Below are 11,335 nucleotides of genomic sequence, written 5' to 3'. Positions count from 1 at the left end.
GGAAACACCCGATGAAAGACCACCTCCTGCATCACTCTCTCCCACGCCGAGATGCCTCCGGCACCCTGCGCCGTCTCAAGGTGGCTCTTCGTGACGACCGTGGATCGGCGACAGCGGAGTATGCCATCGCCACGATGGCCGCCGTCGGCTTCGCGGGGCTCCTCGTTGCGATCCTCCACGGCGACGAAGTGAAGGCCCTGCTCACCCAGATCATCCGCACAGCACTGACGGCAGGCGTCTGATGGCCGGCCACGGGATCCGGATCGTCCGCGCGGTGCAGGATGATCGTGGAACCGTCACAGCCGAATTCGCCGCCGGCCTCCCCGCCGTTCTCCTCGTGCTCGTGCTGGCGATCTCGTCCCTGCAGGCTGGTGCCCTTCACCTGCGGGTCGCGGATGCCGCATCCGTCGCCGCGCGAACGAACGCGCGCGGCGACCCCTCAGCTGCCGACGGACTGGTGAACCGCCTTGTCGGCACCCACCGCCTCTCGACCGCGCGTGAAGGCGACCTGGTCTGCGCGACCGTGTCGGCGCCGATCCGGCTGGGCGGTCTCGACGCCGGAGGGCTGGAGGCCAGCGCCCGGTCCTGCTCCCTGGGAGACGGGCGATGACGGCGCGGGGGGTGCGACTGTCCCGCGTGATGAGGCCGTTCCGTGACGACACCGGCTCGGGATCGGTGCTGGCGATCGCCGTCATCGCCGCCCTGCTGATGATGGCGGCGCTGCTGATGACTCTCGTCACGGCGTTGTCGGCGCGGCACCAACTCCAGGGCGCCGCCGAGGCGGCCGCGCTGGCCGGGGCAGACGTCGCCGCGGGATTCCTGGGCGGCTATCCCTGCCTGGCGGCAGCTCGGGTCGCCGCGGGGAACGGCGTCGAGCTGGCCGACTGCGACGTGGCCGATGCCATCGTCTCCGTGCAGGCGCACCGGGTCGTTCTGGGTGTCGACGTGACGGTGGCGGCACGAGCGGGGCCGGGCCCGCAGTGACTGCAGACCCGGCCCCGGTGAAACGAGATGCCCGCTATTCGAAGACGGCCTGCACGAAGCGGTATTCGACGGCGCGAGGGCGGCGATCGGCGTCGCTGCCCTCGCCGAACTCGATTCCGCGACCGCGGATATAGAGGTACTGCTTCGAGGGCGTGTCCGTGGGGATCATGATCCTCGGCTGGGCCTCACCTCCCGCCGTGAAGTCCGTGCTGATGGTCTTACCCTCCAACGGCCCGTCGACGAGCTTCGCTGTATAGGTTCCTATTTGGGTGACAGACACGAGTGCCTACTCCTCTCCATTGAGTTACAGCCTCCATCCTGCTCCGAATGCGCCGCGCCGCAAGAGGCGGAGGGCTTACTCGCAGCGACGTAAGCCCACGGCGGAATTAGGTAAACGCCATCGGATGGTGTGTATGGTGTGCCTGACGGGCCAGTGCGTCCGTCGGTCGCGCCGCTCCTGCTCAGTCGAGCCGGTTCAGCAGCGTTCAGCAATCCATATTCCAGTGTTCAGGGAGCGCCCGTGTCAGGCCCGAGAAAACTCGTGATCGTCGAGTCACCGACCAAAGTGAAGTCCATCGCCCAGTACCTGGGCGACGGCTACGAGGTGCAGGCCTCGGTCGGTCACATCCGCGACCTCGTCGAGCCGAAGAATCTCCCGCCGGAATTGAAGAAGGGCTCCCTCGGCAAGTTCTCTGTCGACGTCGAGAACGGCTTCGCTCCGTACTATGTGGTCTCCGCGGAGAAGAAGAAGACGGTCGCCGAACTGAAGAAGGCCCTGGCGAACGCCGACGAGCTCTACCTTGCAACTGATGAAGACCGCGAGGGTGAGGCCATCGCGTGGCACCTGCTCGAAGTGCTGAAGCCGAAAGTTCCTGTTCGCCGCATGGTGTTCCACGAGATCACCAAGGAGGCGATCGAGCACGCTCGCGACAACACCCGCGACATCGACGAGGCCCTGGTCGATGCGCAGGAGACGCGGCGCATCCTCGACAGGCTCTACGGCTATGAGGTGTCGCCGGTGCTCTGGCGAAAGGTCGGCCCGGGTCTCTCGGCCGGCCGTGTGCAGTCCGCCGCCACCCGTCTCGTGGTGGAGCGTGAACGCGAGCGCCTCGCGTTCACGGCCGCGAGCTACTGGGACCTGAACGCAACGCTCGCCGACGCGGCGACCGCCGGTGCGGATGCGCAGTCGTTCGGCGCCCGGCTGGTGCGTGTCAACGGCGAACGAATTGCCACCGGCCGCGACTTCGACGAGTCGGGCCAGCTGAAGAGCAAGGCCAGCCTGTTGAGCGAGGCCCAGGCCCAGTCGCTGGCAGCCGCTCTGAAAGACCCGACCGTCGGCATCCAGGTCTCGAATGTCGAGTCGAAGCCGTACACCCGGCGCCCTGCCGCACCCTTCACGACGTCGACGCTGCAGCAGGAGGCGGCGCGAAAGCTCCGGTTCTCCGCGCGGCAGACGATGAGCGTCGCCCAGTCGCTCTACGAGAACGGCTACATCACCTATATGCGAACCGACTCCCCGTCGCTCTCGCAGCAGGCGCTGAACGCCGCCCGCACCCAGGCCACGGCGCTGTACGGTGCCGAGACGGTTCCCGACAAGCCGCGGCTGTACTCGGGCAAGGGAAAGAACGCCCAGGAGGCGCACGAGGCGATCCGCCCCGCCGGTGAGACCTTCCGCACCCCGTCGCAGCTCTCATCGACCCTCCGTGGCAACGACTTCCGTCTCTACGAACTCATCTGGAAGCGCACCGTCGCCTCGCAGATGGCAGATGCCAAGGGCTCCACGGCATCCGTCACGATCATTGCCGGCCCGACCGCCGTCGAGGGGCTGACCGACAGCACCGTCGCCGAGTTCTCGGCCAGCGGCACCGTCATCACCTTCCGCGGTTTCATGCTCGCCTACGAGGAGAGCCAGGACGAAGAGCGGAACGCCAGCAACGAGCCCACAGAGGCCAAACTCCCCCCGCTGACGAAGGGCCAGAACCTCCGCGCCCTCGAGGTGGAGGCCGCCGGCCACGAGACCAGCCCACCCCCGCGCTACACGGAGGCCAGCCTTGTGAAGACGCTCGACGAGCTCGGCATCGGTCGCCCCTCGACCTACGCGTCGATCATCTCCACCATCATCGACCGCGGCTACGTGACGCCCCGGGGCCAGGCCCTCGTTCCCAACTGGATCGCGTTCTCGGTCATCCGCCTGCTCGAGGAGTTCTTCTCCGAGCTGGTGAACTACGAGTTCACCGCCGAACTGGAATCCGACCTCGACAAGATCGCGGGCGGCGAAGAAGACCGCGTCGACTGGCTGAACGGGTTCTACTTCGGCAACGACGGCCACCGCGGCCTCCGAGACGTGATCGACAACCTCGGCGACATCGACGCCAAGGCGATCAACTCGATCCCGCTCTCCGACGAGATCACGCTGCGCATCGGCAAGTACGGCCCCTATCTCGAAGTGTCGGAGGGCGACGAGGTCGACCTCGCGACCGGCGAGGTGAAGACTCCGCGCCGGGTGAACATCCCGCCGGAGCTCGCACCCGACGAGTTGACGCTCGGCAAGGCCGAAGAACTCATCAACGCCCCCGTCGTCGTCGACCGCGTCATCGGGGTGAACCCCGAGAACGGCAAGAACGTGGTCGCGAAAGATGGCCGGTTCGGCCCCTACGTGACCGAGGTCGACCCAGAGCTCACGGCCGAGCAGGAGGCCGAGGCGGCAGCTGCCCTTCTCGCGGCTGCGGCACTGCTCGTCGAGCCCCCGGCCGAATCCGGCTCCGCAGGCTCGACTGGCGCGAAGTCCACCGCGAAGAAGGCCCCTGCCAAGAAGCCGGCCGCGAAGAAGGCGCCCGCGAAGTCCGCGGCGGTCAAGCCCCGTACCGCTTCGCTCTTCAAGTCGATGGACCTGGCCTCGATCGACATCGACACGGCCCTCCGCCTGCTCGCTCTGCCGCGCACCGTGGGCGACGACCCCGAGACCTCCGAGCCGATCACCGCGCAGAACGGCAAGTTCGGCCCGTACCTCAAGAAGGGCACCGACACCCGCTCGCTCGACAACGAAGACCTCATCTTCGAGATCGACCTGCCCGGCGCGATCGAGCTCTTCGCCCAGCCCAAATACGGTGCCCGGCGAGCATCCAGTGCCTTGAAGGAGTTCGACGAGCCCGACCCCGAGAGCGGCAAGGCGATCAAGATCAAAGACGGCCGGTTCGGCGCCTACGTGACAGATGGCGTGACCAATGCCACGATTCCGAAGGCCGAGTCGATCGAGGAGATCGACTACGACCGCGCCGTGCAGCTGCTCGCCGACAAGCGCGCCAAGGGTCCGGCCAAGCCGCGCACCACGACGAAGCGCGCGGCGGCGGGAACCGCGCGAAAGGCGCCCGCTCGAAAGGCTGCTCCGAAGAAGTGACAGAGAGCGCTACCCCCCGTGGCCTGTTCGTGACCATCGAAGGGGGCGACGGCGCGGGCAAATCGACGCAGGCGGCACTGCTCGCCGACTGGTTGGCGGCATCGGGCCGCACGATCGTGCGCACCCGCGAGCCGGGCGGTACCGAGTTCGGCCTGGAGGTGCGGGAGATCGTGCTGCACAGCCGGGGTCAGATCAGCGATCGCGCCGAGGCGCTGCTCTACGCCGCCGACAGGGCCCAACACATCGCCACCAAGGTGCGCCCGGCGCTCGAGCGCGGTGAGGTGGTCATCCAGGATCGCTACATCGACTCGTCGGTCGCCTATCAGGGTGCCGGTCGCGTGCTCGACGGCGGCGAGATCAGGAGGCTCTCCGAGTGGGCCACCGAAGGTCTGCGGCCCGATCTGACCATTCTGATCGATCTCGATGAAGCTCACGCCCGCGAACGGCTCGACCGCGCGGAGAAACGATTCGACAGGCTGGAGGCGGAGAAGAGCGACTTCCATACCCGTGTTCGCGCCTCGTTCCTGGCGATTGCAGCGGATGATTCCGAACGCTTTCTCGTCGTCGACGGGGCACTCCCTCCCGACGTCATTTCTGCGCAGATCCGCGAACGTCTCGCCCCGCTCGTTGTCAGTGGCGGCAGGTAGGTTTGACGACATGAGCGTGTGGCAGGAGCTGACCGGGCAACCCGAGGCGATCGACGTCTTCAGGGATGCCGCGGGCAACGTCGGGGGAGCCATGACGCACTCGTGGCTCATCACCGGCCCGCCCGGTTCCGGCCGCTCGAACCTGGCGTACGCCTTCGCCTCAGCACTGCTCTGCCGGGAGGGTGGATGCGGCCACTGCCGCGACTGCCGCCAGGTCGCCGCCCGAACCCACCCCGATCTCGCCGTACTCAGCACCGACAGGGTCATCATCTCGATAGAAGAGGTGCGGGCGCTCGTCTCGAGCTCGCAGTTCTCGCCCTCCGTGTCGCGCTACCGCGTCATGATCATCGAAGACGCCGACCGCATGGTCGAGCGCACGTCGAACGTGCTGCTCAAGGCGCTCGAGGAGCCGCCCGAGCGCACCGTGTGGATTCTCTGCGCGCCGAGTGAGGCCGACCTCCTGCCGACGATCCGCTCCCGGGTGCGTTCGGTGCGGCTGCGGGTTCCGAGCACGAACGATGTCGCCGAACTCCTCGAACGGCGCGACGGCGTCGACGCCGAGACGGCGCACCGTGCCGCGAGGGAGGCGCAGAGCCACATCGGCATGGCGCACCGGCTGGCCACCAATGCAGAGGCGCGTGCGCGCCGTGACGAGACGCTGGCGGTGGCTCTCGGCATCCGGAGCGTGCCCGAGGCCGTCATGGCCGCCGCTCGCCTGCTCGACCTCGCCAAAGACGATGCCTCCGCGATCACCGAGGAGAGAGACGCCGAGGAGCGCGAGAGCACCCTCCGCACGCTTGGGGTCGAACCCGGCCAGGCCGTGCCGGCAGGGTTGCGTTCGCAGGTCAAGGCGCTCGAAGAAGACCAGAAGCGGCGCTCGACGCGCAGCCTCCGCGACGGCATCGACCGCATTCTCGTCGACCTGCTGTCGCTCTACCGCGACGTGCTGCTGTTGCAACTGGATGCTCGGCTCGAGCCGATCAACGCCGCCATCCGACCGAAACTCGACGCGCTCGCCGCAGCGGGCGAGCCGGCCGACACGCTGGCCGTAATGGATGCGATCGCCGACGCCCGCCGACGCATAGCCGCGAACGTGGCACCCGCTCTCGCCCTCGAGGCGATGCTCATCACCGTGGCACTGCCCGGTTCCGCACCACGAAAGGCCCTGCCGTGACCGAACCTGTACCGTCGCACCGATCCGGTCGGGTTGGCCGTATCCGTTCGTCGCGCTCCCGCTCGCGCTTCGCCGCTGTCACAGCGGTGACCGCTGCGGCCGTGCTCCTCCTCTCCGGCTGCACGACGTGGTTCCCCAACGCGTCGACCGACGGTGGCTCCACGGGAGCGGCAGCCGGCCAGTCGACTCCGACGGGCGAACAGGTGGAGGCCGACCTGCAGCCGTTCTACGGCCAGACCCTCGCCTGGTCAGACTGCGGCGGCGGGTTCGAATGCACCAAGGCACAGGTGCCGCTCGACTGGAGCGACCCGACAGGTGAGCCCATCTCCCTCGCGCTCATCAAGCAGCCGGCGAAGAGCGGCACCCGCCAGGGCACCCTCTTCGTGAACCCCGGAGGCCCCGGAGTCTCCGCACTCGACTTCGTGAAGGACAGCGTCGATTTCGCCGTCGATCCTTCCGTTCAGCAGCAGTACGACATCGTGGGCTTCGATCCTCGTGGTGTCGGGCAGTCCTCCGCTGTCGACTGCGTCACGCCCGCCCAGATGGACGCCTACCTCTACGACATCGTTCCCGGCAAGCGCGGGTCTGACGAGTGGTTGGCCGGGGCCACCGCCGTCGCGAAGAGTTTCGGCGACGACTGCGCGGCCAAGACCGGAGCCCTGCTCGGCCACATCGACACCGAGAGCACGGTGCGCGACCTCGACGTGCTGCGCGCGGCCGTCGGCGACACCGGCCTGAACTATCTCGGGTACTCCTACGGCACCTTCATCGGCAGCGAGTACGCGACGCTGTTCCCCGAGAAGGTGCGCCGCATGACCATCGACGGCGTCGTCGACCCGACCTCGACCGGTTTCGACTCGAGCATCGGGCAGGCGAAGGGCTTCGAGGGTGCGCTGAAGGCGTACCTCACGAACTGCCTCAGCGGTTCGAACTGCCCCTTCTCCGGCTCCGTCGAGAACGCGACCAAGCAGGTGCAGACACTCCTCAAAGCGGTGGACAGCAACCCGATCACCGCCTCCGACGGCCGCAAGCTCGGCTCGGCAAGTCTTCTCACGGCGATCTTCTACCCGCTCTACACCGAAAGCAGCTGGTCGTACCTCTCGCAGATGATCGCGCAGGTGAAGACCGGCGATGCCACGCTCGCCTTCCAGCTGGCGGATGCCTACAACGGTCGCAACTCCGACGGCACCTACCAGAACAACCAGACGGAGGCCTTCACGGCGATCAACTGTCTCGACTACCCGGCCGTGACCGATGAGGCGACGATCCAGAAGCAGAACGACGCGCTCATCGCAGCGGCCCCGACCTTCGGCCCGTGGTGGACTTACGGAGACATCGGCTGCGCGAACTGGCCGGTGCCGGCAACCCGCACGCCCGGCCCGGTGAGCGACGCCGGTGCTCCGACCATCCTCGTCGTCGGAACGACCGACGACCCGGCCACTCCTTACGAAGACGCTGTGGCGGTCTCGAAGCAGCTCACTGGCTCGCAGCTCATCACCTACGAAGGCGAGGGCCACACGGCCTACGGCACGTCGAGCTGCGTGCACGACCTCGTCGACACGTACTTTCTCACGGGTGACGCACCGAGTTCCGACCCGAAGTGCACAACGTGAGATTAGGGAGAGAATGACTGAAGAGCCCGAATTCTTGCGCGGTCTGCAATAATTGATGGTGTGAGCATAGCCGGGAGCACCTCTGCTGAAGCGGGTGGAGCGTCGCGCTCGGGCCCGGTCGCTGCCGGAATGGGGCTCCGCGAGCGCAAACGCATAGCGACGAGCCGCAGCATCCAGTCGGCTGTGCTCGAGCTGAGCCGCGACAAGGGTCTCGACAATGTCACCGTCGACGAGATCAGTCGACGCGCCGACATCTCGCCGCGAACGTTCTTCAACTACTTCTCGTCGAAAGAGGCGGCCGTTCTCGGCGAATCGCCGTTCACCCTGCCGCCCGCCGAAGTAGAGGCGTTCATTTCCGCCGGGCCCAACGCTCCTCTTCTCGACGGGCTGCTCGACATCATGCGGTCGATCGCCGACACCGTCAGCCAGGATTTCGAGATGCACCACCTGCGCAAGCTGGTCATCCGGGACTATCCGCATCTTCTCGTGCAGCGAATTACCAGCCTGCGCGAGTTCGAGATCGAGCTCACCTCGGTCGTCGCTGAGCGCCTGGCTCTGGATGCCGCGACCACCGCGGCTCGGAACGAAAACCCTGATCAAACTGCTCTTCACGAACGCGCGCGGCTGATCGCCCTGGTGTCGATCGCCGCAATGCGGCACGCGTGGGCGACCTGGGCGGAGAGCTCGGAGGCCCAATCGATGTCGACTCTGCTGACGCGGTCGTTTCGCGACCTGCAAACACTCCTATAAGATTGCTTGCTGTGCCGGTGGCTACCATCGGCCAGGCCGCCTTAGCTCAGTCGGTAGAGCGATTCACTCGTAATGAATAGGTCATCAGTTCGATTCTGATAGGCGGCCCCATGACAGAAGGCCCGGGAAACCGGGCCTTCTTTTTCTTTCTGTACTGTCACCGACGATGAAGGAGTACGCAATGACCGACGGGCTGCGCTGGGGAATTCTCGGAACGGGCGGCATTGCCGCCTCATTCGCTTCGGATCTGGTCGAGAACGGCCTCGAGCTGGTGGCGGTCGGCTCGCGGAGCCAGGAGTCGGCCGACGCCTTCGCGGCGCGCTTCGGCGGCCCGACCGCCCACGGCAGCTACGAGCAGCTGGCCGCCGACCCTGACGTCGACGTGATCTACGTGGCCACGCCGCATCCGTTCCACGAGGAGAATGCGCTCCTCGCGATTCAGGGCGGCAAGCACGTGCTCGTCGAGAAGTCGTTCACCGTGAACGAGAAGCAGGCCCGGGCCATCGCCGACGCGGCCGCGGCAGCCGGTGTCGTGGTGCTCGAGGCCATGTGGACGCGGTTCTTGCCGCACATGGTGCGCATCCGCGAGCTCATTGCCGCTGGAATGCTCGGCGACGTGCGCACGGTGCTCGCCGATCACAACCAGCTGCTGCCGAGCGATCCGTCGCACCGTATCAACGCGCCGGAACTCGGTGGCGGCGCGCTTCTCGACCTCGGCATCTACCCCGTCTCGTTCGCCGTCGACATGCTCGGTCTGCCGACCCGGGTCATGGCGAGTGCCAGTCGTATCGCGACCGGCGTCGACCGCCAGACGGCGATCATCTTCGAGCACGAGGGTGGTCGGCAGGCCGTGCTGCACTCCGCGCTGGATGCCGCTGGGCCCGTGACCGCGACGGTGATCGGCACGGAGGCCCGCGTCGAGATCGACCGCACGTGGTACGCACCGACGTCGTTCCGTGTCATCGGCTCAGACGGAGGTGTGCTCGAGGAGTACGCCTCTGAGGTGGTCGGTCGCGGCATGCAGTACCAGGCGTGGGAGCTCGAGCGGGTCGTTGCGGCGGGTGAGCGCGAAAGTGCGATCCTTCCCCTCAGCGAGAGTGTTGCGATCATGGGTGTGCTCGATGAGGTTCGCCGCCAGATCGGGCTCAGCTACCCCGGCGAGTAGCCGCGGCCCGGAACCCGCCCCGCACCGTCGTGGGGTGGGCCGAGATCGCTGTCGCGCCGGCGCCGCCCTCCGCTCGTGGAGTGACGGCTGGTAGCGAGTGACGGCTGGTGCGGAGTGGCGGCTGGTACATTGTGCGGATGCCCGGCCACTCCGCACCGCAGAACAGCCGCTCGCGGCACCGCCGGCTGCGGCTCAACGGTGGCTGGGCGTTGTTCGCCCTCCTCGCCGGCGGTTCCCTCGCCGGCGGTGCAGCCTTCGCTGCCGCGCAGAACGAGACCACGCCCGTCGTGGCTGCCTCCGCCACCGCCCCGACTCCCCGGGCGACCTCCACGGTGCCGGTGCCCCAGCGGCGCCCGCAACCGACAACCGCGGCGGCGCCGACGATCGTGCGCACGTGCTCGGTCGACGCTCTCGCCTCGGCGGCCGGGCTCGGAACGTTCCAGGGCACCATCCGCGACGCCGCCAGCGGCAGCATCCTGTTCGACCGCGACGGCGACACGTTCTCACGGACCGCGAGCGTGATGAAGGTGCTCACCTCCGCCGCTGCGCTCACGGTGCTCGGGCCGGACTACCGGGTCACGACAACCGTGCTGAAGGGCGAACAGGGCGGTGAGGTGGTTCTGGTCGGCGGGGGCGATGTCACCCTCGCCAGCGGCACCTCGAACATCTACAACGACAGTGCGTCGATGCTGGAGTTGGCGGACCAGGTGAAGGCGGCGTGGGCAGCCGACCCCGCAACGGCGGGCAGCGCCATCTCGACGATCACTCTCGACTCCTCGCTGTTCACCGGCGACACCTGGCAGCCCTCGTGGGATCGCGTGGAGCAGACCGAGGGCTCCACCGCCGAGGTGACCGCACTGATGGTCGACGGTGACCGGTCGAACCCCTCGGCCGACACGTCGCCGCGGAGCGACGACCCCGTCGCCCGCGCCGGCCAGGCCTTCAAGGCGGCTCTCGGTTCGGTCGCAGTCGGCGCTCGCCTCGGCGAGGGCGCTGCACCTGCCGGGGCCGCCTCCCTCGGAGCGGTGCAGTCCGCCCCGGTGTCGACGATGGTGCAGGAGGCCGTGCTGCGTTCCGACAACACCGAGGCCGAGATGCTCGCGCGACTGACCGCGATCAAGCGGGGTGCCGGTTCGTCGTTCACCTCGCTGCAGGCCGCCATTCCGGCGGCGCTCTCGGAGGCGTACGGGCTCGATGCTGCAGGCTTGGTGATCGTCGACGGATCGGGTCTCAGCGACGACGACGCTGTCTCTGCCGAGTTCATCACCGCGCTTCTCGACAGAGTGAACGCTCGCGACGGCAGCCTGGGGGTGCTGCTCGACGGCCTGCCCATCGCCGATCAGACCGGCACGCTGTCGTACCGGTTCACCGGTGCGAACTCTGTCGTGAACGGCAGGGTGTTCGCGAAGACGGGATCGATCGATTCCGCCAACACGCTCGCCGGGGTCATCCACGCCGCGGACGGCAGCGTTCTCACCTTCGCGTTCTTCGCGCTGAACAGCCAGCTGGGTTCGGGCAGGGAGGCGCTCGATGCGCTGACGGTCGGCGTGTACAACTGTGGCAACGCGCTCTCGAACAATTGAGTGACCCATCTGGTGGCGGCTC

At 67.5% G+C, this 11,335-nt stretch carries 11 protein-coding genes and 1 tRNA gene; 11 read left to right on the top strand and 1 reads right to left on the bottom strand.

Translation table 11 applies throughout. The features are described 5' to 3' along the window. The first annotated feature begins 11 nt into the window (after positions 1-11). Genes C5B96_RS09540 through C5B96_RS09530 form a run of 3 tightly spaced genes read left to right on the top strand, consistent with a single transcriptional unit; the run spans position 12 to position 984 of the window. Positions 12-242, top strand: coding sequence for a DUF4244 domain-containing protein (locus tag C5B96_RS09540; protein ID WP_104245130.1), 231 nt, complete (start codon positions 12-14; stop codon positions 240-242). Then, on the top strand, positions 242-610 hold the full coding sequence (locus C5B96_RS09535) for a TadE family type IV pilus minor pilin (protein WP_104245129.1): 369 nt from the start codon (positions 242-244) through the stop codon (positions 608-610). The genes C5B96_RS09540 and C5B96_RS09535 overlap by 1 nt, the downstream gene beginning before the upstream one ends. 29 nt (positions 611-639) lie before the next feature. After that, complete coding sequence (locus C5B96_RS09530) at positions 640-984, top strand: Rv3654c family TadE-like protein (protein WP_104245128.1); 345 nt, start codon at positions 640-642, stop codon at positions 982-984. A gap of 34 nt (positions 985-1,018) precedes the next feature. On the opposite strand, the gene C5B96_RS09525 is transcribed toward C5B96_RS09530, so the two are convergent. Next, a complete protein-coding gene (locus tag C5B96_RS09525) occupies positions 1,019-1,264 on the bottom strand; it encodes a hypothetical protein (protein WP_104245127.1) in 246 nt (81 codons plus the stop codon). Between the two features lie 240 nt (positions 1,265-1,504). Between C5B96_RS09525 and topA the strand changes: the two genes are divergently transcribed. From topA to C5B96_RS09485, 8 genes are all read left to right on the top strand, one after another. Then, positions 1,505-4,381, top strand: a complete 2,877-nt coding sequence (gene topA / locus C5B96_RS09520) for a type I DNA topoisomerase (RefSeq protein ID WP_104245126.1) — start codon at positions 1,505-1,507, stop codon at positions 4,379-4,381. Beyond that, positions 4,378-5,028 (top strand): dTMP kinase, encoded by a 651-nt coding sequence (tmk, locus tag C5B96_RS09515; RefSeq protein ID WP_104245125.1) that lies wholly within the window; start codon positions 4,378-4,380, stop codon positions 5,026-5,028. Before topA ends, tmk begins: the two co-directional genes overlap by 4 nt. A 10-nt stretch (positions 5,029-5,038) precedes the next feature. After that, the gene (locus C5B96_RS09510; RefSeq protein ID WP_104245124.1) at positions 5,039-6,202 is read left to right on the top strand and encodes a DNA polymerase III subunit delta'; all 1,164 of its coding nucleotides are present in this window, start codon (positions 5,039-5,041) and stop codon (positions 6,200-6,202) included. Next, a complete protein-coding gene (locus C5B96_RS09505) occupies positions 6,199-7,815 on the top strand; it encodes an alpha/beta hydrolase (protein ID WP_104245123.1) in 1,617 nt (538 codons plus the stop codon). The genes C5B96_RS09510 and C5B96_RS09505 overlap by 4 nt, the downstream gene beginning before the upstream one ends. 60 nt (positions 7,816-7,875) lie before the next feature. Continuing rightward, the gene (locus tag C5B96_RS09500) at positions 7,876-8,565 is read left to right on the top strand and encodes a TetR/AcrR family transcriptional regulator (RefSeq protein ID WP_146078137.1); all 690 of its coding nucleotides are present in this window, start codon (positions 7,876-7,878) and stop codon (positions 8,563-8,565) included. A gap of 35 nt (positions 8,566-8,600) precedes the next feature. Continuing rightward, a tRNA-Thr gene (locus tag C5B96_RS09495) sits at positions 8,601-8,676 on the top strand. Between the two features lie 70 nt (positions 8,677-8,746). Beyond that, a complete protein-coding gene (locus C5B96_RS09490; protein ID WP_104245121.1) occupies positions 8,747-9,730 on the top strand; it encodes a Gfo/Idh/MocA family protein in 984 nt (327 codons plus the stop codon). A 137-nt stretch (positions 9,731-9,867) separates the two neighbouring features. Next, positions 9,868-11,313, top strand: coding sequence for a D-alanyl-D-alanine carboxypeptidase/D-alanyl-D-alanine-endopeptidase (locus C5B96_RS09485; protein ID WP_233189106.1), 1,446 nt, complete (start codon positions 9,868-9,870; stop codon positions 11,311-11,313). Positions 11,314-11,335 lie beyond the last annotated feature (22 nt).

It is taken from the genome of Subtercola sp. Z020 (genome assembly GCF_002931235.1).
Classification (GTDB): domain Bacteria; phylum Actinomycetota; class Actinomycetes; order Actinomycetales; family Microbacteriaceae; genus Subtercola.
The sequence above is the reverse complement of the archived record's forward strand: the minus strand, read 5'-3'. Positions and strand labels throughout refer to the sequence as shown.